Genomic DNA, 21,487 nt, shown 5'->3' on the forward strand with positions numbered 1-21,487 from the left:
ACAAGGTACAGCGGTGATCAAATGAAGAAGGGCGTCTATAAGGCGCCCTTTTTCATGCCTGCCGTTTGGGCTATCCTCGGACTCCCCGCGCCGCCGTAGAGCCGGGTGTAGAGCAGGGAACCACCGATGATCACCAGCAAGCTGCCGAATGTCGGCATCACTATCTTCACGCAGATGTCTCAGCTCGCGGCACAGACCGGCGCGCTCAATCTGTCCCAGGGCTTTCCCGATTTCGCGGCCCCGCAGGCCCTGTGCGATGCGGTAGGCCGGCATATCGCCAACGGCCATAATCAATATTCACCAATGACCGGGTTGCCGATATTGCGTCAGCAGATCGCGGCGAAGATCGCCCGCAGCTATGGCGTGCAGGTGGATGTGGATACCGAGGTGACGGTCACCCCCGGCGCGACCGAAGCGATCTTCTGTGCCATTCAGGCGGTTATCCACAGCGGCGACGAAGTCATCGTGTTTGACCCGGCCTACGACAGCTACGAGCCCTCGGTAGAGCTGGCCGGCGGTCGTTGCGTGCATGTGCAATTGGGCCTGAACGATTTCAGTATCGACTTCGAGAAGCTTGCCCAAGCACTGAGCCCGCGCACGCGGATGATCATTCTCAACACCCCGCACAACCCTAGTGGTGCGTTGATCAGTCGTGCCGAACTCGACCAGTTGGCAGCGTTGATCCGTGATCGCGATATCTATGTGATCAGCGACGAAGTCTACGAGCACCTGGTGTATGACGGCGTGCCCCACGTCAGCGTGCTGGCCCATGAGGAGCTGTATCAGCGTGCATTCGTGGTCAGCTCCTTCGGCAAGACCTACCACGTCACCGGCTGGAAAACCGGATATGTGGTCGCGCCTGCGGCCCTGACGGCGGAATTGCGCAAGGTGCACCAGTACGTGAATTTTTGTGGCGTGACGCCGCTGCAATATGCCTTGGCCGATTTCATGGCCGAGCATCCTGAGCACGTCGAAGAGCTGCCGGCTTTCTATCAGGCCAAGCGCGATCTGTTCTGCGATCTGCTGGCGCCGTCGCGTTTCAGTTTCACCCGGGTGACCGGCACCTATTTCCAGCTGGTCGATTACTCGCAGATCCGTCCGGACCTCAATGACGTCGAGATGGCCCTGTGGATGACGCGCGAGCATGGCGTGGCGAGTATTCCGATTTCCGTGTTCTACCAGACGCCGCCAGAAGGCCAGCGCCTGGTGCGGCTATGCTTCGCCAAACGCGAGGAGACGCTGCGTGAAGCAGCGGAAAAACTATGCGTGATCTGAGTGCCTTGCCGAAGCTGACCGTGGCGCTGATCCAGACGACGTTGGCCTGGCACGACCGTCAAGCCAACCTTGAGCATTTCGAGCCTTTGCTGGAACAGGCTCGCGGCGCCGACCTGATCATCCTGCCGGAGATGTTCACCACCGGTTTCTCCATGGAGTCAGAGGCTCTCGCCGAAGCAGAAAACGGCCCGACGAGCAAATGGCTGCGGGTTCAGGCGGCGAAGCTGGATGCGGTGATTACCGGTAGCGTGATCGTCAAGGCCGCCGACGGCAGTCATCGCAATCGCCTGTTGTGGGCACGCCCGGACGGCGAGGTGCTGCACTATGACAAGCGCCACCTGTTCCGCATGGCCGGCGAGCACAACCACTACACCCCCGGCGAGCGCCAGGTGCAGTTCGAGCTCAAGGGCTGGCGAGTACGGCCGCTGATTTGCTACGACTTGCGTTTCCCGGTGTGGAGTCGCGATGCCCAGGACACTGACCTGTTGTTGTACACCGCGAACTGGCCGGGCGCGCGACGCCAGCACTGGAATCGTTTGTTGCCTGCACGGGCGATTGAAAACCTGTGTTATGTGGCGGCGGTGAATCGCATTGGCACCGACGGTAAGGGTTTTGCGTACACCGGTGACAGTCAGGTGCTGGATTTTCAGGGTGAGATGTTGCTGAGCACCGGCGAGGCGGATGGGGTGTTCAAGGTGACGCTGGATGCGGCGGAGTTGGCGGCGTATCGGCAGCGGTTTCCGGCGAATCTGGATGCCGATACCTTTGAGTTCACCTAGTATTTTCGGTGCCTGACAGGGCCTCTTCGCGAGCAAGCCCGCTCCCACAGGGTATGTGGGTGTACACAAGATTTGTGTTCACAATGGTCAACTGTGGGAGCGGGCTTGCTCGCGAAGGGGCCGGTTCAGACAACACAAAACAGACAGGCAAAAAAAGGCCCCGAGGTGTACGCCCCGGGGCCTTTTGCTTTTCGGCTGACAGCTTACGCCGCTTTCGCTTCCGGCTGGCTCAGCGAACGGTTCAGTGCGCTGAACAGGGCCTTGAAGCTGGCCGTGGTGATGTTTTCGTCGATGCCGACGCCGTGCACCGCACGCTCACCGTTCACACGCAGTTCGATGTAGGCCGCGGCCTTGGCATTGGTGCCCGCGCCGATGGCGTGCTCGTTGTAGTCCATGATTTCCACCGGAATCGGCAGGCCGGCCACCAGTGCTTCCAGAGCACCGTTGCCCTTGCCGCGCCAGTGCAGGTTGGTTTCGCCCTGGCCTTTGCTGGCCACTTCCACTTCGACGGCACTGTGACCGTTTTCTTCCTGCAGGCGATGGCTGACCAGCGCGTACGGGGTGTTGGCCTGCAAGTACTCGCTGTGCAACAGCGCATGGATTTGCTGGGCGGTCATTTCCAGGCCCAGGCGGTCGGTTTCACGCTGCACGACCTGGCTGAACTCGATCTGCATGCGACGCGGCAGGCTGATGCCGTATTCCTGTTCCAGCAGGTAGGCGATGCCGCCCTTGCCCGACTGGCTGTTGACGCGGATGACTGCCTCGTAGCTGCGGCCGATGTCGGCCGGGTCGATCGGCAGGTACGGTACTTCCCACAATGCATCGGATTTCTGCTGGGCGAAGCCCTTGCGGATTGCATCCTGGTGCGAGCCGGAGAACGCGGTATGCACCAGGTCGCCGACGTACGGGTGACGCGGGTGCACCTGGATCTGGTTGCACTCTTCGACGACTTTGCGCACGCCGTCGATGTCGGAGAAGTCCAGTTGCGGGTCGAGACCCTGGGTGTACATGTTCAGGGCGACGGTCACCAGGTCGACGTTACCGGTACGCTCGCCGTTGCCGAACAGGCAGCCTTCGACACGGTCGGCACCGGCCATCAGGCCCAGTTCGGTGGCCGCAACGCCAGTACCACGGTCGTTGTGGGTGTGCAGGCTGATGATCACGCTGTCACGACGGTTGATGTGACGGCCGAACCATTCGATCTGGTCGGCATAGATGTTCGGGGTCGCGCATTCGACGGTGGCCGGCAGGTTGAGGATCATCTTGTGCTCGGGCGTCGGGTTCCAGACTTCGATCACCGCGTCGCAGACTTCCTTGGCGAACTCCATTTCGGTCGCGCTGAAGGTTTCTGGCGAGTACTCGAAGGTCCACTCGGTGTCCGGCTGCATGGCCGCGTACTTGACGAACAGCTTGGCCGCGCTGACGGCGATGGCCTTGACCCCGTCCTTGTCCTGGTTGAAGACAATGCGGCGGAAGGAAGGGGAGGTCGCGTTGTACAGGTGAACGATGGCTTTCTTCGCGCCGCGCAGGGATTCGAAGGTGCGCTCGATCAGGTCTTCACGGCCCTGGGTCAGCACCTGGATGGTGGTGTCGTCCGGGATGTGGTTGCCTTCGATCAGGGTACGAACGAAGTCGAAGTCGGTTTGCGACGCGGCCGGGAACGATGCTTCGATTTCCTTCACGCCGACCTGCACCAGGGTTTTCCAGAAGCGCAGCTTCTTGACGGCGTCCATCGGCTCGATCAGCGACTGGTTGCCGTCGCGCAGGTCGGAACTGCACCAGATTGGCGCGGCGGTGATGGTTTTCGATGGCCAGGTGCGGTCCGCAATGTCGATGGTCGGGAACGCGCGGTATTTCGAAGACGGGTCTTTGAGCATGCTCATCGGGAAATCCTTATTGTGTGGGCCGAAAAAAGGCGGCCTGCCGGTGGATCAAAAGTTCTTGGAGTAACGCTTGGGACGAGGCACCACGATTCAGCCCGGCAGTCGTGCGCTGACGAGGCACAGGCTGCGGTGCTGGCGGAGCTGAATGAGGGTGTGAAAGGTTTTCATGCCTTCAACCCTAACCGCGAGGGGGGAGGTTGGCAAGCAGTCGAAAAAAATTGAGAGGAATACTCGTGAACGGGTATTTATCGAGATTTTATTGCTTCAATTGGTTTCGATGATCTTGTTTTTTGCGCGAGGTTTGAGCGGTGCGCAATTGAGTGATGGGGCGGCCTGGGGTTTTCTGGTGGCTGGAATGCCGCCTTCGCGAGCAAGCCCGCTCCCACAGGGATTGCGCTGTACCTGTGGGAGCGGGCTTGCTCGCGAAGAGGCCAATGGCCTCAACGAAAATTCAGGGTTGAAACGCACCAATGAAGATAGCCGGATCGACCCGCGCATCGTTCAGGCTGACATTCCAGTGCATATGTGGCCCAGTCGCGCGGCCAGTCGCACCTACTTTGCCGACCACGCCACCGCGCGCCAGCTGTTGCCCCACCTTCACGTCGATTTTCGACATATGGCAGAACATGCTGATGAAGCCCTGGCCGTGGTCGACGAACACCGTGTTGCCATTGAAGAAGTAGTTGCCTATCAGGATCACCTTGCCGGCAGCCGGGGTCTTGATCGGTGTTCCGGCCGGCACGGCGAAGTCCAGGCCGGCGTGAGGGTTGCGCTCTTCACCGTTAAAGAAACGACGCACGCCGAACTTGCTCGACAGCGGCCCGTTCACCGGTTTGTCCAGCAGCAGGTTGCTCGGGGTGTTGGGACTGAACGTGCGGTAAGCGGCAATCTGCTCGGCCAGCTCACGCTCGATGCGCTTGAGATTCTCCGGGTCCGGATTGACCTGCTGGGTGTTCTTCAGGGTGATACGTTGTTCCGGGTAGTTCTTGTTGCCCACCGTAAAACTCAAATTACGACCGCCACTGCTGACCGATTGAGCCCCTGGCTTGACGGTCAGCGGCACACCGACGATGGCCAGCCAGTTGTTCTGTTCCTTGACCACCAGCACCGGTTTGCCCTGGTAAGTGGCTTTTGGTGCCTGGGCCGATGTGCCCAGGTCCAGCACGGCAACGCCGCCCGGCACCGGTTTGTTCAACAGGCGGGTGATGTAGCTGTCGGCGTGGGCGTTGAAGGTCAGGCACAGCAACAGCAACGGAGCAAAGAAACGCGGCATGGATCAATCCAGTAAAGAAAGGGTGACAGGCGTCAGGTGATTGTCTTCGACCCGTACTTGCAGTTCGCCTTCGCCCAGTTTGGCCTTGAGGCGCTGGCCGGTATGGGTTTGCGCGGCGTTGCGGATCGCGTTGCCACGCTCGTCCAGCAAAATGCTGTAGCCGCGGCCGAGGGTCGCCAGCGGGCTGACCACATGCAGTGTCTGCATCTGGCTGTGCAATTGCAGTCGACGGTTCTTCAGCCCTTCGCGGATGGCGCGTGGCAGGCGTTCGGCCAGGCTGTCGAGGCGCTGGCGCAGCATTGCCAGTTGCCGGCCTGGATGTTGTGCGGCCAAACGGGTTTCCAGGCGGATCAAGCGTTCGCGGCGGGTGTTGAGGCTGCGCTCGAAGGCGCGGCGCATGCGCATGTCCAGGTCATCCAGGCGCTGCGCTTGCTGGCGCAGGCGCTCGCCGGGATGACGCAGGCGCCGGGAAATGCCTTCCAGGCGCAGGCGGTCGCGCATCAGGCGGTCACGCATGCGCATCACCAGCCGGCGGTGCAGGCTTTCGACCCGACGTACCAGGTCGCTGGAGTCCGGTGCCAGCAATTCGGCGGCAGCGGAAGGGGTGGGCGCGCGCACGTCGGCGACGAAGTCGCTGATCGATACGTCGGTCTCATGGCCAACCGCGCTGACAATCGGCGTCACGCAAGCGTCTACGGCGCGGGCCACGGCTTCTTCGTTGAAGCACCAGAGGTCTTCCAGCGAACCGCCACCCCGGGCCAGGATCAGTGCGTCGAAACCGCGGGCATCCGCCAGTTTCAGGGCGCGGACAATCTGCGCGGTGGCTTCGCGGCCCTGTACGGCGGTGGGGATCAGGGTCAACTGCACCTGCGGTGCGCGACGGCGGAACACACTGATGATGTCGCGGATCACCGCCCCGGTAGGCGAGCTGATGATGCCGACGCGTTGCGGGTGCGCCGGCAGCGGCACCTTGCGCTCGGCACTGAACAGGCCTTCGGCGCTGAGCTTTTCCTTGAGTGCATCGAAGGCCAGGCGCAAGGCGCCATCGCCGGCCGGCTCCACGGTGTCGAGGATCAACTGGTAATCGCCGCGCCCTTCGAACAGCGAGACTTTGCCGCGCACCTTGACCGCGAGCCCGTCCTTCAGTGCCTGGCGAACCCGTGCCGCGTTCTGCCGGAACAACGCGCAACGAACCTGGGCGCCGCTGTCCTTGAGGGTGAAGTACACGTGGCCCGACGCCGGGCGGGCGAGGTTGGAGATTTCGCCTTCGACCCAGATGTTGCTGAACACGTCTTCGAGCAACACCCGCGCGCGGCCGTTGAGCTGGCTGACGGTCAGGACTTCGCGGTCCAGGCCGAGTCTTGCAAAGGGATCTTTAATCATGGGGCGCAGTTTAAAGGCATTCTTCAAGTGAATGCACGACCCCTATATCACCAAATGTTCGAGGAACTGTTGAACCAGTGCCGTCGGGTGTTTGCGGTACGCCAGAGCGACGCTGCTATGACTGCCGGGGTCTGCCAAAGGCAGGAAATGAACGTTGGGTGGCGCAATGTCTTGCATCGATTCCGGCAAGAGAGCGATACCAAATCCCGCCTGGATCAGTTGCAGCTGCGTGGTTTTACGCGAAATTACCCGAGCGGCTTTGGGAAAGAAGCCTTGGCGCATGCACAACTCGGCAGACAGGTAGCTAAGACCACCTCGCTGGGGATGAGGGATGGAAATAAACGCTTCGTCGCGTAGCTGCCCCAGGTTGATCTGCCGCCCGGATTTGTCCCTGGCCAGCCAGTGATCGGGCGGGACTGCCACCAGCAGAGGTTCGTCGTAGAGCGGGTCGATTTGCACCTCTTCACACTGACGGAGCACTGGCAAGCGCAATAGGCCGATGTCGAGTCGGCCGTCTGCCAATTCTTGCAGCTGCGCCTCGGAAGACATCTGAGCGATGTCCAGGGACACGCCGGGATGATGTTCGAGATAACGGCCGACGCTGCGCAGTAGTCGGCCGCTCATGGGCACAGTGCTGGAATGGCTCAAGCGTAAGGTGCCGTGTTGACCGTTGCCGATCCTGGTCGCCATGTCGCTGGCCTTGATCAGCTCGCTCAACAGGTTTTTGGCACGGGGTAAAAAAGACTCACCCGCAGGTGTGAGCTGAGGTCGCCGCGCAGTACGTTCGAAAAGTGGGGTTTGCAGGAGGACTTCCATGTCCTTGATTTGCCGGCTCAGGGCCGACTGGGCGATGAACAGGCGCTCGGCTGCGGCGCCGAAACTGCCGCATTCAGCGATTTCAACGAAGTAACGCAGTTGCCGGATTGAAAGCACAAGGCATGCCTTTTTGAGATGGGTTAGTAGCTTTGATGATATTAGTCGCAACGCTCAGCGATGGCTAAAGTCAGCGAACTTAAAGTAGAGGAACGCTTCAATGAGCGTATTGACGTTGTTGAACCAGTGGCCCTTCGGCCCGCTGGACTGGCTGGTCATCGGCGCGGGCATCGCTTTGGCCTACATCGTGTTCGGCGTCGCCGGTTTCGGCACCGCGCTGGTGGCGGGTCCGATCCTGATTCTGTTCATGCCGCTGTCGAAAATCGTGCCGTTGCTGGTGTTGCTCGATTTTGTCGCGGCATTCGGCAATCTGCTGCCTTCGCGGCGCGATGTGGCGAGGCCGGAGCTGTTGCGGTTACTGCCTTGCATGGCGGTGGGGTGCACTCTGGGAGTGATTTTCCTGCTGAACCTCAAGTCCGACCTGTTGCTGCTGTTGATGGGACTGTTTATCAGCGCCTATGCGATTTACAGCCTGTGGGTAAAAGCACGTCCGGCGCAGTTGTCCGCCGCCTGGGCACTGCCCATGGGGACGGTGGGCGGAATGTTTGGCGCGTTGTTTGGCAGCGGTGGCTTTCTCTATGCGATCTATCTGAACAGCCGTTTGCCCAAGGAGGCGGCCCGCGCGACCCAAAGTGCGTTGATCAGTTGCAGCACCGTGGTGCGGTTGAGCCTGTTTGTAATCGCCGGGGTGTATGCCGATTTGCCGCTGCTGGTGCTGGCGGTGTGTCTGTTGCCGGCCATGGCGCTGGGGTTGTGGGCGGGGCGACGGTTGAGCATGCGCTTGTCTCGCGAAGCATTCGTGCGCCTGGTGACCTGGCTGGTGCTGGCGAGTGGGATTGCGTTGATCGGGCGTTACTTGAGCATCTGACCAGAGAAGTTGTGGCGAGGACGCTTTTTGTGGCGAGGGGGGCTTGCCCCCGTTGGGTTGCGAAGCGACCCCTTGCTTTTTCAGTTGCACCAGATTGCCTGAATTTGCGACTGCTTCGCAGCCGAACGGGGGCAAGCCCCCTCGCCACAGTTTGTCTGTGTCCCGTCAGTCGTTGTACTGGCTCAACAATCGCTCAAGGCGTGCACTGAGGCGGCGTTTGATTTCGGTCTCGATGTGCGGGGCGAAATCGTCGATCACGTCTTGCATGATCAACTGTGCGGCTGCGCGCAATTCGCTGTCCAGGTGCAACAGGTCATCCGGGTTCTTGCTGACGGCGGGCGCCGGTGCAGTGGCGGCGACCGGTTCAACGATTGCGGCAGGCGCGGTCGGTTCGACGGGCGACGAAGGCTCGCTCACGGCGTCGAACAACATGGGAATCTGTTCCTGGTCGCCGTCCTCGACCGTGTCGGTCAGCAGGGGCGGTTGCAGGTTGTCATCGCCGAGCAATTGGCGGATCGACTCAAGGTCGTCCAGCAGGTGCGCGGACTGTTGCAGCGGTTTTGGAGTGTCCATTGGCAGGCTCAGAGTCGCTGTAAACGGTGATCTTGCAGAGGATAGCCCTGTTCGCGGTAGAAACGGAAACTCTCCCGCGCGGCCTGGCGAATCGTCGGGTCTTCCACCACCACTTCCGCCACCCGGGCGAACTTGTTGGCGAAGGCCGGGACTTTCAGGTCGAGATTGACCAGCAGGTCCTGATGCTGCCCGCAATCGTCACCCAGACCCAGGACAATCAAGCCATCCGGCTCGCTTTCGGCGGGGCCGTGGGGCACGAAGCTTTCACCCTTGAAGGTCCAGAGGCGTGCGTCGAGATCGTTGCGTTGGGCGGTGTCACTGCAATGCAGGTAGACACGGTGACCCATGCGCCAGGCTTTTTCGGTGAGCTTGCAGGCGAAATCCAGCCGTGCCGAAGGATCGGCGCTGGGCAGGATATAGAAGTCGACTTTGGTCATTGCGGTTCCTGAGCCCTTGGTGGCGCAGCCCGAAAGCTACGCCGCCAAGGGTCATTGGTTTCAGGCTTTGGCGCGGTCCAGCAGGTATTGGGTCAGCAATGGAACCGGACGGCCAGTGGCGCCCTTGTCCTTGCCGCCGCTGGTCCAGGCGGTACCGGCGATGTCCAGGTGCGCCCAGTTCAGGTTCTTGGTGAAGCGCGACAGGAAGCAGGCCGCGGTGATGGTGCCGGCTTTCGGGCCGCCAATGTTGGCGATGTCGGCAAATGGACTGTCAAGCTGTTCCTGGTACTCATCGAACAGCGGCAGTTGCCAGGCGCGGTCGTCGGCAGCCTTGCCGGCGCTCAGCAGTTGGCCGATCAGTTCGTCGTTGTTGCCCAGCAGGCCCGAAGTGTGGGAGCCCAGGGCAACCACGCAGGCACCGGTCAGGGTGGCGATGTCGATCACCGCTTGCGGCTTGAAGCGCTCGGAGTAGGTCAGGGCGTCGCACAGCACCAGACGGCCTTCGGCGTCGGTGTTGAGGATTTCCACGGTCTGGCCGCTCATGGTGGTGACGATGTCGCCAGGGCGCGAAGCGTTGCCGCTCGGCATGTTCTCGGCGCAGGCCAGGATGCACACCAGGTTGATCGGCAGCTTCAGTTCCAGCACGGCACGCAAGGTGCCGAACACGCTGGCGGCGCCGCCCATGTCGTACTTCATTTCATCCATGCCGGCGCCCGGCTTGAGGCTGATACCGCCGGTGTCGAAGGTGATGCCTTTGCCGACCAGTGCGTAAGGCTTCTCGGATTTCTTGCCGCCGTTGTATTGCATGACGATCAGGCGCGGAGGCTGGGCGCTGCCCTGGCCCACGGCGTAGAAGGAGCCCATGCCCAGTGCCTTGATCTTCTTCTCGTCGAGGACTTCGACTTTCAGGTCCTTGAACTCTTTGCCGAGGTCTTTGGCCTGTTCACCGAGGAAGGTCGGGTGGCAGATGTTTGGCGGCAGGTTGCCCAGGTTACGGGTGAAGGCCATGCCATTGGCGATGGCGGTGGCATGGGTCACGGCGCGCTGTACTTCAGCCTGGGCGGCCTTGATGGTCAGCAGGGTGATTTTCTTCAGGGCGCGGGGTTCGGCTTTCTGGCTCTTGAACTGGTCGAAGGAGTACTCGCCGTCCACCAGGGTTTCGGCCAGCAGGCGGGTCTTGCCATAGCTGTCGCGGCCTTTGACGACCACTTCATCCAGGGCCAGTACCGCATCGCTACCGCCCAGGCCCTTGAGGGTATTGAGGATGCCGGCGATGATTTTGCGGAACGGGCGGTCACCCAGTTCGTCGTCCTTGCCCACGCCCACCAGCAGCACGCGCTCGGCCTTGAGGTTCGGCAGGCTGTGCAGCAACAGGCTCTGGCCAACCTTGCCGGCCAGGTCGCCGCGCTTGAGCACAGCGCTGATGGCGCCGCCACTCAGTTCGTCGAGTTGTTTGGCAACGGCGCCGAGCTTGCGGCCTTCGCCGACGGAGACCACGAGCGTGGCGGTCTTCAACGTTTCCGGGTTGACGCTTTTTACAACCATTTCCATGTCCGGGTCCCTGAATTGATGGTTATCACGCAAGCGCCCGACACCTTATGTGCGTCGATTGCTTATAAACAGAACGGCGCCAGGATCGACCGGCGACAAAGGCCGCAGTTTGAACCTCGCTACCGGCGGCTGACAACCCTCGGTTGTACGATCTTCGCGGTTTTGTCGGTCACTGTAGGAGCGAGCTTGCTCGCGAAGAACCCAAGACCACCGCAGGGTTTCAGGTTCTTCGCGTTATCGTTGGCGACCATCGCCAGCAAGCTGGCTCCTGCATGCATTGCGAAGTGACAGGCGCACCCAATCACAGGATAATGCGCCATCTTTTTTCGGCGGCTCTGTCTTGCGGGCTGTCCGATACGTTTGCTTGTTTGGCCGCCTTAGCCTGACAACCCTGGAGTGTCTGGTTTGATCGTCTTCCGTTATCTATCCCGCGAAGTCCTGTTGACCTTGAGCGCCGTCAGTGCCGTGCTGCTGGTCATCATCATGAGCGGTCGCTTCATCAAATACCTCGCCCAGGCGGCCTCGGGCCTGCTGGATCCGGGTTCGCTGTTCCTGATCATGGGCTTTCGCCTGCCGGGATTCCTCCAGCTGATCCTGCCGCTGGGGCTGTTTCTCGGGATCCTGTTGTCCTACGGGCGCCTGTACCTCGAAAGCGAAATGACCGTGCTCTCGGCCACCGGCATGAGCCAGCAACGGCTGGTCTGGATGACCATGTTTCCCGCCACCCTGGTTGCACTCGTGGTGGCGTGGTTGAGCCTGAGCCTGGCGCCACAGGGGGCCAACCAGTTTCAACTGCTGTTGAACAAGCAGGATGCCCTGACTGAATTCGATACCCTGGAACCGGGGCGTTTCCAGGCCCTGCGTGACGGCACCCGGGTCACCTACACCGAGCGCATGTCGGATGACCGCGTCAATCTGGGTGGCGTGTTCATTTCGCAAAAGAACATCAGTTCCAACAACAAGGATCGCGGGATTTCTGTCCTGGTCGCGGAAAAGGGGCGTCAGGAAATTCGTCCGGACGGCAACCGATACCTGATCCTGGATAACGGCTATCGCTATGACGGCAGTCCGGGTCAGGCTGACTACCGGGCGATCAAGTACGACGAGTACGGTGTATTGCTGCCAAAACCGGACGTCAGCGACGAAGTCACCGACCGTGACGCGATGCCGACCAGTAGTTTGATCGGCAGTGAAGACATTCGTGCACGCGCCGAGTTGCAATGGCGCATTTCCCTGCCATTGCTGGTGTTCATCGTGACCCTGATGGCGGTGCCGCTGTCGCGGGTCAACCCGCGTCAGGGCCGATTCCTCAAATTACTGCCGGCGATTCTTCTCTATATGGCTTACCTGACCATTCTGATTGCCGCCCGCGGTGCCCTTGATAAGGGCAAGATCCCCGCGGTGCTGGGCTTGTGGTGGGTGCACGGGATTTTCCTGGCCATTGGCCTGGGCTTGCTCTATTGGGAACCCTTGCGATTGAAGAGGGCGAGTCGCCGCAGCGCGCTGGAGGTGGCCCGTGGTTAAGCTGGATCGCTACATTGGTAGCAGCGTGTTCATGGCGATCCTGGCGGTGCTCGGGATCATTCTTGGCCTGGCGACACTGTTTGCCTTCATCGACGAGATGGGTGAAGTCACCGACACCTACACCCTGGTCGATGCGCTGAGTTATGTGTTGTTGACCGCGCCGCGCCGGATGTACGAGATGCTGCCGATGGCCGCGCTGATCGGTTGCCTGATCGGGCTGGGCAGTCTGGCCAGCAACAGTGAGTTGACGATCATGCGCGCCGCCGGTGTGTCGATCGGCCGGATCGTCTGGGCGGTCATGAAACCGATGCTGGTACTGATGCTGGCCGGTCTGCTGATCGGCGAGTACGTCGCTCCACCCGCTGAAACCGCCGCGCAGGCCAATCGCTCGCTGGCCCAGGGCAGTGGCGATGCACAAAGCGCCAAGCACGGCCTGTGGCACCGTCAGGGCGATGAATTCATTCACGTCAACTCGGTGCAGCCCAATGGCATTCTGTACGGCGTGACCCGCTATCGTTTCGACAATGAACGGCACATGCTGTCGGCGAGCTTCGCCAAGCGTGCCGAGTTCGACACCGATCACTGGCAGTTGACGGACGTCACGACCACGCTGTTCCACGAGCGCAACACCGAAGTGGTTTCGACCCCGAACGAGCGCTGGGAAATCACCTTGAGCCCGCAGTTGCTCAACACAGTGGTCATGGTGCCGGAGTCGCTGTCGATCAGCGGTCTGTGGAGTTATATCCACTACCTGGCGGACCAGGGGTTGAGCAACAGCCGCTACTGGCTGGCATTTTGGGTCAAGGTGTTGCAACCGCTGGTGACTGCCGCCCTGGTGTTGATGGCGATCTCCTTCATCTTCGGTCCCCTGCGTTCGGTGACCCTGGGTCAACGGGTGTTCACCGGCGTGCTGGTGGGCTTCACCTTCCGCATCGTGCAGGATCTGCTGGGCCCTTCGAGCCAGGTGTTCGGCTTCCCACCGCTGCTTTCGGTGCTGGTGCCGGCGGGTATTTGTGCCGTGGCGGGGCTCTGGTTGCTGCGTCGAGCTGGTTGATGGCGGGTATTTTCCGACCGTTTTGACGATAAAAAACGCCCTTGTCGCAAGACCGGGGCGTTTTTGTAGGTGCCGTCTGACCTGCGAACGTGACGCTTGTGCCGTGGATCAGGTACAATTCCCGGCTATTTTTCGGCGGGCTATGCCTGCAGCCTTTTTGAGTGTTGATCCGTGAGTGATTTGAGTCATATCCGCAATTTCTCCATCATCGCCCACATTGACCATGGCAAGTCGACGCTGGCCGATCGCTTCATCCAGATGTGTGGCGGCCTGGCCGAGCGCGAAATGGAAGCCCAGGTCCTGGACTCCATGGACCTCGAGCGCGAGCGCGGGATCACCATCAAGGCGCACAGCGTTACTCTGTATTACAAAGCCAAAGACGGTATCAACTACCAGCTGAACTTCATTGACACCCCCGGCCACGTTGACTTCACCTACGAAGTCAGCCGTTCGCTGGCTGCCTGTGAAGGCGCGCTGCTGGTGGTCGACGCCGGTCAAGGCGTTGAAGCACAGTCGGTTGCCAACTGCTACACGGCGATCGAGCAGGGCCTGGAAGTGATGCCGGTGCTGAACAAGATCGACCTGCCACAGGCCGATCCGGACCGTGTTAAAGAAGAAATCGAAAAAATCATCGGCATCGATGCCACCGACGCAGTCGAGTGCTCGGCCAAGACCGGCCTGGGTGTCGACGCAGTGCTCGAGCGCCTGGTCGCCACCATTCCTGCACCGACCGGCAACTACGAAGATCCGCTGCAAGCGTTGATCATCGACTCCTGGTTCGACAACTACCTGGGCGTTGTTTCCCTGGTCCGCGTGCGCCACGGCCGCGTGAAGAAGGGCGACAAGATCCTCGTCAAGTCCACCGGCAAGATCCACCTCGTGGACAGCGTCGGTGTATTCAACCCGAAACACACCCCTACCGTTGACCTCAAGGCCGGTGAAGTGGGCTTCATCATCGCCAGCATCAAGGACATTCACGGTGCGCCAGTGGGCGACACCCTGACCCTGAGCTCGACGCCGGACGTTGATGTACTGCCAGGCTTCAAACGTATCCAGCCGCAGGTTTACGCCGGTCTGTTCCCGGTCAGCTCCGACGACTTCGAAGACTTCCGCGAGGCGCTGCAAAAGCTCACCCTCAACGACTCGTCGCTGCAATACACGCCGGAAAGCTCCGACGCACTGGGCTTCGGCTTCCGTTGCGGCTTCCTCGGCATGCTGCACATGGAAATCATCCAGGAGCGCCTGGAGCGAGAGTACAACCTGGACCTGATCACCACGGCGCCGACGGTAATCTTCGAGCTGCTGCTCAAGACCGGCGAGACGATCTACGTCGATAACCCGTCCAAGCTGCCGGACCTGTCTTCCATCGAAGACATGCGTGAGCCGATCGTGCGCGCCAATATTCTTGTGCCGCAAGAGCACCTGGGTAACGTCATTACCCTGTGCATCGAAAAACGTGGTGTGCAGGTCGACATGCTGTTCCTCGGTTCGCAGGTACAAGTGACCTACGACTTGCCGATGAACGAAGTGGTGCTGGACTTCTTCGATCGTCTGAAATCCACCAGTCGCGGCTATGCTTCTCTGGACTACCATTTCGATCGTTACCAATCGGCCAGCCTGGTAAAACTGGACGTGCTGATCAACGGCGACAAGGTCGATGCCCTGGCGCTGATCGTGCACCGTGACAACTCGCACTACAAAGGTCGCCAGTTGACCGAGAAAATGAAAGAACTGATTCCGCGGCAGATGTTCGATGTGGCAATCCAGGCCGCCATTGGCGGGCAGATTGTGGCGCGGACAACCGTCAAGGCGCTCAGAAAGAACGTATTGGCCAAATGCTACGGTGGTGACGTCAGCCGTAAGAAAAAGCTGCTGGAAAAGCAAAAGGCCGGTAAGAAACGCATGAAGCAGGTCGGCAACGTGGAAATTCCACAGGAAGCCTTCCTTGCAGTGCTCAGGTTGGATAGTTAGGTCCTATGTCACTAAATTTCCCGCTGTTGCTGGTCATCGCCGTGTTTGTCTGCGGCCTGTTGGCGTTGCTCGATCTGTTGATCCTGGCCCCGCGTCGGCGTGCCGCCATCGCTTCCTATCAGGGCAGCGTCAGCCAGCCAGACATGGTCGTGGTCGAGAAACTGAACAAGGAGCCGTTGCTGGTTGAATACGGCAAGTCGTTCTTCCCGGTGTTGTTCATCGTGCTGGTGCTGCGTTCGTTCCTGGTGGAACCGTTCCAGATTCCTTCCGGTTCGATGAAGCCAACCCTGGATGTCGGCGACTTCATCCTGGTGAGCAAGTTTTCCTACGGGATCCGCTTGCCGGTGATCGACAAGAAAGTCATCGAAGTCGGTGATCCGCAGCGCGGCGATGTCATGGTGTTCCGTTACCCGAGCGATCCGAACGTCAACTACATCAAGCGTGTAGTCGGCCTGCCGGGCGACACGGTTCGCTACACCGCCGACAAGCACCTGTTCGTCAACGGTCAATCGATTGCCGAACAACTGGTCGGCTCCGAGCCGGGCACGCTGGGCAGCGCTGAGCTCTACAAGGAAAAACTCGGTGCGGCCGAGCACATGATCCGCAAGGAAATGAGCCGCTACCGCGCCATGCCGGACCATTCGTGGACCGTGCCGGCCGGGCATTATTTCATGATGGGCGACAACCGCGACAACTCGAACGACAGTCGCTACTGGGATGATCCAAACATTCCCAAGGATCTGCTGGGCATGGTTCCCGACAAGAATATCGTCGGCAAGGCCTTTGCGGTCTGGATGAGCTGGCCGGAACCCAAACTCAGTCACCTGCCGAATTTCTCGCGGGTTGGCCTGATCAAGTAATCAAACACGGCGCTGTTGAACACAGCGCCGAATGCATTTCTGGAACCGACACATTCGGGGCCGAACGCATGAAGCCAATGATATTCAGGACGTTATTTTTGAACACAGCGTTAATTGTCCCAAGCCTGCGCCGCCTCACGGCGATGGCGGTGGAATCCAGCCACGAACTCAGCGTGGGTAAACCGTGAGCGTCTCCTTAAGCCGTCTAGAGCGTCAGCTCGGCTACACCTTCAAGGATCAGGAACTGATGGTCCTGGCCCTGACTCACCGCAGTTTTGCCGGGCGTAACAACGAACGCCTGGAATTCCTCGGCGACGCCATCCTCAACTTCGTCGCCGGTGAGGCGCTGTTCGAGCGTTTTCCGCTGGCCCGCGAAGGCCAGTTGTCGCGTTTGCGCGCGCGCCTTGTGAAAGGTGAGACCCTGGCCGTACTGGCCCGTGGTTTCGATCTGGGCGAATACCTGCGCCTGGGCTCGGGCGAGTTGAAAAGTGGCGGTTTCCGTCGCGAGTCGATTCTGGCCGATGCCCTCGAAGCGCTGATCGGTGCGATCTACCTCGATGCCGGCATGGAAATGGCCCGCGAGCGCGTACTTGCCTGGCTGGCCGGCGAGTTCGAAGGCCTGACGCTGGTCGACACCAACAAAGATCCAAAGACCCGCCTGCAGGAGTTCCTGCAGTCCCGTGGTTGTGAGCTGCCGCGTTACGAAGTGGTGGATATCCAGGGTGAGCCGCATTGCCGGACGTTCTTCGTCGAATGCGAAATCATCTTACTGAATGAAAAAAGCCGAGGTCAGGGTGTGAGTCGTCGTATTGCCGAACAGGTAGCGGCCGCCGCAGCACTGATTGCCCTGGGTGTGGAGAATGGCAATGACTGATACAAACGCAACTCGCTGTGGCTATGTTGCCATCGTCGGCCGTCCGAACGTGGGCAAGTCCACGCTGCTGAACCACATCCTGGGTCAGAAGCTGGCGATCACCTCGCGCAAACCGCAAACCACCCGCCACAACATGCTCGGTATCAAGACCGAGGGCGATGTGCAGGCGATCTACGTCGACACCCCCGGTATGCACAAGGGTGGCGAGAAGGCCCTGAACCGCTACATGAACAAGACCGCTTCGGCGGCGTTGAAAGACGTTGACGTGGTGATCTTCGTGGTCGACCGCACCAAGTGGACCGACGAAGACCAGATGGTTCTCGAGCGCGTCCAGTACGTGACCGGCCCGCTGATCGTGGCGCTGAACAAGACCGATCGCATCGAAGACAAAGCCGAACTGATGCCGCACCTGAGCTGGTTGCAGGAGCAGTTGCCGAATGCACAGATCATCCCGATTTCCGCGCAACACGGGCACAACCTCGACGCACTGGAGCGAGTGATCGCCGAGCACCTGCCGGAAAACGATCACTTCTTCCCGGAAGACCAGATCACCGACCGCAGCAGCCGCTTCCTCGCCGCTGAACTGGTGCGCGAGAAAATCATGCGCCAGATGGGCGCCGAGCTGCCGTACCAGATCACCGTTGAAATCGAAGAGTTCAAGCAGCAGGGCAAGACCCTGCACATCCATGCCTTGATTCTCGTCGAGCGCGATGGCCAGAAGAAAATCATCATTGGCGACAAGGGCGAGCGCATCAAGCGCATCGGCACCGAAGCGCGCAAAGACATGGAGCTGCTGTTCGACTCCAAGATCATGCTCAACCTGTGGGTCAAGGTTAAGGGTGGCTGGTCCGATGACGAGCGTGCGTTGCGTTCGTTGGGTTATGGCGATCTGTAATACTTCGCAAGGCCCCCTGTAGGAGCGAGCTTGCTCGCGATGGACTTGAAAGCGCCGTGTTCATTCAGAATGCCCGCGTTATCGTTACCCACCATCGCGAGCAAGCTCGCTCCTACAGTTCATTGAGAGCTCCATGTCCCAACCCATCCCCCAACCCGCCTACGTCCTGCACTCCCGCGCTTACCGTGAAAACAGTGCGCTGGTGGACTTCCTGACGCCGCAAGGTCGGTTGCGGGCGGTGTTGCGCAGTGCGCGGGGCAAGGCCGGGACGCTGGCGAGACCGTTCGTGCCACTGGAAGTGGAGTTTCGGGGCAGGGGCGAGCTGAAGAATGTCGGGCGCATGGAAAGTGCCGGGGTTTCCACCTGGCTCAGTGGCGAGGCGCTGTTCAGTGGGCTTTATCTCAATGAGTTGCTGATTCGCCTGTTGCCCGCTGAAGATCCGCTCCCCTCGGTGTTCGATCATTACGCCGCCACTTTGCTGGCGCTGGCTGAAGGTCGGCCGCTGGAGCCCTTGCTGCGCTCCTTCGAGTGGCGCTTGCTCGATGACCTCGGCTACGGTTTTTCCCTGACCGGTGATATCCATGATCAGCCCATCGCGCCGGACGGTCTCTACCGTTTGCAAGTGGATGCGGGGCTGGAGCGGGTCTATCTGCTGCAGCCTGGCCTGTTCAATGGCGCCGAGCTGTTGGCCATGGCTGAAGCCGACTGGAGTGCGCCGGGTGCCTTGTCGGCTGCCAAGCGTCTGATGCGCCAGGCATTGGCCGTGCATCTGGGTGGCCGGCCGCTGGTTTCCCGCGAGTTGTTTCGAAAACCGTAAATTCCCCATGTATGCTGTGCACCGAACTTTCTCTTCTTCTGGAGCGTTTTCCGTGACCACCAGCACCCGTATTCTTCTTGGCGTGAACATCGACCACGTTGCCACCCTGCGTCAGGCCCGGGGCACCCGTTACCCGGACCCGGTCAAGGCAGCACTGGACGCGGAAGAGGCGGGCGCCGACGGCATCACCGTGCACCTGCGCGAAGATCGTCGACACATTCAGGAACGCGACGTGCTGCTGCTCAAGGACGTGCTGCAAACCCGCATGAACTTCGAAATGGGCGTCACCGAGGAAATGATGCAGTTCGCCGAACGCATCCGCCCCGCGCACATTTGCCTGGTGCCGGAAACCCGTCAGGAACTGACCACCGAAGGCGGCCTGGACGTGGCGGGGCAGGAAGCGCGGATCAAGGCAGCGGTCGAGCGCCTGTCGAAGATCGGCTCCGAAGTGTCGCTGTTCATTGACGCCGACGAGCGTCAGATCGAAGCCTCCCGTCGCGTTGGCGCACCGGCCATCGAGCTGCACACCGGTCGTTACGCCGATGCCGAGACGCTGACCGAAGTCGCTGAAGAGCTCAAGCGCGTGGCCGATGGCGTGGCCTTCGGCCTGGCCCAGGGCCTGATCGTCAATGCCGGCCATGGCCTGCACTATCACAACGTTGAGGCCGTGGCGGCGATCAAGGGCATCAACGAGTTGAACATCGGCCATGCGCTGGTGGCCCATGCGCTGTTCGTTGGCTTCAAGTCGGCTGTTTCGGAGATGAAGGCGTTGATTCTGGCGGCCGCCCGGTAGGAGCGAGCTTGCTCGCGAAAAACCTGAGGGCGCCGCGGGGCATCAGGTTTTTCGCGTTATCGTTGACGCCCATCGCGAGCAAGCTCGCTCCTACAGCGGCGCAGGCTCCTGCGCCGGCTTGCTCTTGTCGATCCCCGGCACAAGCAGTTTGCCCTCGGCGACCTGATCGCCTTCGAGCTGCGGTTGCGTGACCCAGGTCAGGATGTCGTAGTAGCGACGGATGTTCGCCACGAAATGCACCGGTTCGCCGCCACGGGCGTAGCCGTAACGGGTCTTGCTGTACCACTTCTTTTCCGACAGGCGCGGCAGGATTTTCTTCACATCCAGCCATTTGTCCGGGTTCAACCCTTCCTTGGCCGCCAGTTTGCGTGCGTCATCCAGGTGACCGCTGCCGACGTTATAGGCTGCCAGGGCAAACCAGGTACGGTCCGGTTCCTGGATCGAATCGTCGAGCTGGTCTTTCATGTAGGCCAGGTACTTGGCGCCGCCCATGATGCTCTGCTTGGGGTCCAGGCGGTTGGACACACCCATGGCCTGCGCGGTGTTCTGGGTCAGCATCATCAGGCCGCGCACGCCGGTCTTGGACGTGACGGCCGGCTGCCACAGCGACTCCTGGTAGCCGATGGCCGCCAGCAGGCGCCAGTCGACTTTCTCTTTCTTGGCGTACGACTTGAAGTGCTGTTCGTACTTGGGCAGGCGTTGCTGCAAGTGCTGGGCAAACGTGGTGGCGCCCATGTAGCCGAGGACGTCGACGTGCCCGTAGTAGCGGTCCTTGAGGCGTTGCAGGGTGCCGTTCTTCTTGACCTTGTCGAGGTATTCGTTGATTTCGTTGAGCAGGCTGTTGTCGTCGCCTGGCGCAACGGCCCAACTCTGGTTGCTGGCGTCACCGAGGTCGAAGGCGACCCGGATGTTGGTGAAGTACACCTGGTTCATCGCCACTTCGTTGGAGTCGACCAGCGTCAGGTCGATCTGGCCTTCATCGACCATGCGCAGGAGATCGACGACCTCGACTGCGTCAGACTCTTCGTATTCGATGCCGGAAAATTTCTGTTTCAGTTGCGCGAGTTGTTCGGCATGGGTGCTGCCCTTGAGCACCATGATCTTCTTGCCCACCAGATCCTTTGCATCGGTCGGCCGTGACTGGCCGTTGCGGTAGATGACCTGCGGGGTGACTTCCAGATAGGAGTGCGAGAAGCGCACCTGCTTCTTGCGCTCTTCGCTGCTGACCAGGCCGGCAGCCGCCAGCACCGGGCCATTGGGCTTGCCGACCTGGTTGAACAGGTCATCGAGGTTGTCGGCGGTCTCGATCTTGAGCTCGACCCCCAGATCGTCGGCGAAGCGCTTCACCAGCTCGTATTCGAAGCCGGTTTCACCGTTGCGATCCTGAAAGTAGGTGGCGGGGCTGTTTCGGGTAACCACCCGCAGTACACCATCCTCCTTTACGCGCTCAAGCGTGTTGGGTTTATCAACACAGCCACCGAGCATCAGGAAGAGTCCGGTTGCGATCAGCCATTTGGCGTACCGCGGACGCAAAGCCGTTGGGGAAAACATCTGCGCAGTATACGCAAAGGACCACGGGCGCCATATCTCGACAGCAAGGGGGTTGTCTGCTAGAGATCACAAAACCGGCCGAAACCCCGCAGGAATGGGCCTTGTCTGCATTTTGTTACAGTAAAAATAAGCGATCGGCATAGGTGCAATTAACCTGACTTTCGAGGCAGAAACACAGATCGACACCCGAGTG

General features: G+C 60.4%; 19 protein-coding genes. 11 read left to right on the forward strand and 8 right to left on the reverse strand.

Annotation, left to right across the window (positions count from 1 at the left end; translation table 11 throughout):
- The first annotated feature begins 126 nt into the window (after positions 1-126).
- Positions 127-1,275: a pyridoxal phosphate-dependent aminotransferase gene (locus QMK54_RS05140; protein WP_223595191.1), complete on the forward strand. Its 1,149-nt coding sequence runs from the start codon at positions 127-129 to the stop codon at positions 1,273-1,275.
- Complete coding sequence (locus tag QMK54_RS05145; RefSeq protein WP_110660289.1) at positions 1,263-2,054, forward strand: amidohydrolase; 792 nt, start codon at positions 1,263-1,265, stop codon at positions 2,052-2,054. The genes QMK54_RS05140 and QMK54_RS05145 overlap by 13 nt, the downstream gene beginning before the upstream one ends.
- Before the next feature lie 203 nt (positions 2,055-2,257).
- Here QMK54_RS05145 and leuA read toward each other — a convergent pair whose 3' ends face one another.
- From leuA to QMK54_RS05165, 4 genes are all read right to left on the reverse strand, one after another.
- Positions 2,258-3,937 carry a 2-isopropylmalate synthase gene (leuA, locus tag QMK54_RS05150; RefSeq protein WP_110660284.1) on the reverse strand — a complete coding sequence of 560 codons (1,680 nt, stop codon included), beginning with the start codon at positions 3,935-3,937 and terminating at the stop codon, positions 2,258-2,260.
- 451 nt (positions 3,938-4,388) lie between these two features.
- Positions 4,389-5,210, reverse strand: a complete 822-nt coding sequence (locus tag QMK54_RS05155; RefSeq protein WP_110660285.1) for a M23 family metallopeptidase — start codon at positions 5,208-5,210, stop codon at positions 4,389-4,391.
- Between the two features lie 3 nt (positions 5,211-5,213).
- The gene (xseA, locus tag QMK54_RS05160) at positions 5,214-6,593 is read right to left on the reverse strand and encodes an exodeoxyribonuclease VII large subunit (RefSeq protein WP_110660286.1); all 1,380 of its coding nucleotides are present in this window, start codon (positions 6,591-6,593) and stop codon (positions 5,214-5,216) included.
- 42 nt (positions 6,594-6,635) lie between these two features.
- Positions 6,636-7,526 carry a LysR family transcriptional regulator gene (locus QMK54_RS05165; protein ID WP_110660287.1) on the reverse strand — a complete coding sequence of 297 codons (891 nt, stop codon included), beginning with the start codon at positions 7,524-7,526 and terminating at the stop codon, positions 6,636-6,638.
- 100 nt (positions 7,527-7,626) lie between these two features.
- Here QMK54_RS05165 and QMK54_RS05170 point away from each other — a divergent pair, with 100 nt between their 5' ends.
- Positions 7,627-8,394: a sulfite exporter TauE/SafE family protein gene (locus QMK54_RS05170; protein WP_223595201.1), complete on the forward strand. Its 768-nt coding sequence runs from the start codon at positions 7,627-7,629 to the stop codon at positions 8,392-8,394.
- 165 nt (positions 8,395-8,559) lie between these two features.
- Here the strand turns inward: QMK54_RS05170 and QMK54_RS05175 are convergent, their stop codons facing one another.
- The 3 genes from QMK54_RS05175 to QMK54_RS05185 are packed head-to-tail and all read right to left on the reverse strand — an operon-like array spanning position 8,560 to position 10,955.
- On the reverse strand, positions 8,560-8,967 hold the full coding sequence (locus tag QMK54_RS05175) for a DNA polymerase III subunit chi (protein ID WP_320402168.1): 408 nt from the start codon (positions 8,965-8,967) through the stop codon (positions 8,560-8,562).
- 8 nt (positions 8,968-8,975) lie between these two features.
- Positions 8,976-9,404: a DNA polymerase III subunit chi gene (locus QMK54_RS05180; protein WP_110662198.1), complete on the reverse strand. Its 429-nt coding sequence runs from the start codon at positions 9,402-9,404 to the stop codon at positions 8,976-8,978.
- 60 nt (positions 9,405-9,464) lie between these two features.
- A complete protein-coding gene (locus tag QMK54_RS05185; RefSeq protein ID WP_320402169.1) occupies positions 9,465-10,955 on the reverse strand; it encodes a leucyl aminopeptidase in 1,491 nt (496 codons plus the stop codon).
- Between the two features lie 405 nt (positions 10,956-11,360).
- Between QMK54_RS05185 and lptF the strand changes: the two genes are divergently transcribed.
- From lptF to pdxJ, 8 genes are all read left to right on the forward strand, one after another.
- On the forward strand, positions 11,361-12,479 hold the full coding sequence (gene lptF, locus QMK54_RS05195; protein WP_110662195.1) for an LPS export ABC transporter permease LptF: 1,119 nt from the start codon (positions 11,361-11,363) through the stop codon (positions 12,477-12,479).
- Positions 12,472-13,533, forward strand: coding sequence for an LPS export ABC transporter permease LptG (lptG, locus tag QMK54_RS05200; protein WP_223595203.1), 1,062 nt, complete (start codon positions 12,472-12,474; stop codon positions 13,531-13,533). The genes lptF and lptG overlap by 8 nt, the downstream gene beginning before the upstream one ends.
- Before the next feature lie 171 nt (positions 13,534-13,704).
- Positions 13,705-15,504 carry a translation elongation factor 4 gene (gene lepA, locus QMK54_RS05205; protein WP_110661233.1) on the forward strand — a complete coding sequence of 600 codons (1,800 nt, stop codon included), beginning with the start codon at positions 13,705-13,707 and terminating at the stop codon, positions 15,502-15,504.
- A 5-nt stretch (positions 15,505-15,509) separates the two neighbouring features.
- Positions 15,510-16,364 carry a signal peptidase I gene (gene lepB / locus QMK54_RS05210; protein WP_110661234.1) on the forward strand — a complete coding sequence of 285 codons (855 nt, stop codon included), beginning with the start codon at positions 15,510-15,512 and terminating at the stop codon, positions 16,362-16,364.
- Between the two features lie 184 nt (positions 16,365-16,548).
- Entirely contained in the window at positions 16,549-17,238 is a 690-nt protein-coding gene (rnc, locus tag QMK54_RS05215; protein WP_008053221.1) for a ribonuclease III, read from the forward strand.
- A complete protein-coding gene (gene era / locus QMK54_RS05220) occupies positions 17,231-18,133 on the forward strand; it encodes a GTPase Era (protein WP_093214366.1) in 903 nt (300 codons plus the stop codon). Before rnc ends, era begins: the two co-directional genes overlap by 8 nt.
- 133 nt (positions 18,134-18,266) lie before the next feature.
- Positions 18,267-18,950, forward strand: coding sequence for a DNA repair protein RecO (recO, locus tag QMK54_RS05225; protein ID WP_110661235.1), 684 nt, complete (start codon positions 18,267-18,269; stop codon positions 18,948-18,950).
- 52 nt (positions 18,951-19,002) lie between these two features.
- Positions 19,003-19,743 (forward strand): pyridoxine 5'-phosphate synthase, encoded by a 741-nt coding sequence (pdxJ, locus tag QMK54_RS05230; RefSeq protein ID WP_320402170.1) that lies wholly within the window; start codon positions 19,003-19,005, stop codon positions 19,741-19,743.
- Between the two features lie 90 nt (positions 19,744-19,833).
- On the opposite strand, the gene mltF is transcribed toward pdxJ, so the two are convergent.
- The gene (mltF, locus tag QMK54_RS05235) at positions 19,834-21,294 is read right to left on the reverse strand and encodes a membrane-bound lytic murein transglycosylase MltF (protein WP_320402171.1); all 1,461 of its coding nucleotides are present in this window, start codon (positions 21,292-21,294) and stop codon (positions 19,834-19,836) included.
- Positions 21,295-21,487 lie beyond the last annotated feature (193 nt).

It is taken from the genome of Pseudomonas sp. P5_109, from assembly GCF_034009455.1.
Taxonomy (GTDB): Bacteria; Pseudomonadota; Gammaproteobacteria; order Pseudomonadales; family Pseudomonadaceae; genus Aquipseudomonas.

What these genes read in the sequence shown, in the direction of transcription:
- QMK54_RS05140 (WP_223595191.1), top strand. Translation starts at nt 127, where the DNA reads ATGATCACCAGCAAGCTGCCGAATGTCGGCATCACTATCTTCACGCAG.
- QMK54_RS05145 (WP_110660289.1), top strand. Translation starts at nt 1,263, where the DNA reads ATGCGTGATCTGAGTGCCTTGCCGAAGCTGACCGTGGCGCTGATCCAG.
- leuA (WP_110660284.1), bottom strand. Translation starts at nt 3,937, where the DNA reads ATGAGCATGCTCAAAGACCCGTCTTCGAAATACCGCGCGTTCCCGACC.
- QMK54_RS05155 (WP_110660285.1), bottom strand. Translation starts at nt 5,210, where the DNA reads ATGCCGCGTTTCTTTGCTCCGTTGCTGTTGCTGTGCCTGACCTTCAAC.
- xseA (WP_110660286.1), bottom strand. Translation starts at nt 6,593, where the DNA reads ATGATTAAAGATCCCTTTGCAAGACTCGGCCTGGACCGCGAAGTCCTG.
- QMK54_RS05170 (WP_223595201.1), top strand. Translation starts at nt 7,627, where the DNA reads ATGAGCGTATTGACGTTGTTGAACCAGTGGCCCTTCGGCCCGCTGGAC.
- QMK54_RS05175 (WP_320402168.1), bottom strand. Translation starts at nt 8,967, where the DNA reads ATGGACACTCCAAAACCGCTGCAACAGTCCGCGCACCTGCTGGACGAC.
- QMK54_RS05180 (WP_110662198.1), bottom strand. Translation starts at nt 9,404, where the DNA reads ATGACCAAAGTCGACTTCTATATCCTGCCCAGCGCCGATCCTTCGGCA.
- QMK54_RS05185 (WP_320402169.1), bottom strand. Translation starts at nt 10,955, where the DNA reads ATGGAAATGGTTGTAAAAAGCGTCAACCCGGAAACGTTGAAGACCGCC.
- lepB (WP_110661234.1), top strand. Translation starts at nt 15,510, where the DNA reads ATGTCACTAAATTTCCCGCTGTTGCTGGTCATCGCCGTGTTTGTCTGC.
- era (WP_093214366.1), top strand. Translation starts at nt 17,231, where the DNA reads ATGACTGATACAAACGCAACTCGCTGTGGCTATGTTGCCATCGTCGGC.
- recO (WP_110661235.1), top strand. Translation starts at nt 18,267, where the DNA reads ATGTCCCAACCCATCCCCCAACCCGCCTACGTCCTGCACTCCCGCGCT.
- mltF (WP_320402171.1), bottom strand. Translation starts at nt 21,294, where the DNA reads ATGTTTTCCCCAACGGCTTTGCGTCCGCGGTACGCCAAATGGCTGATC.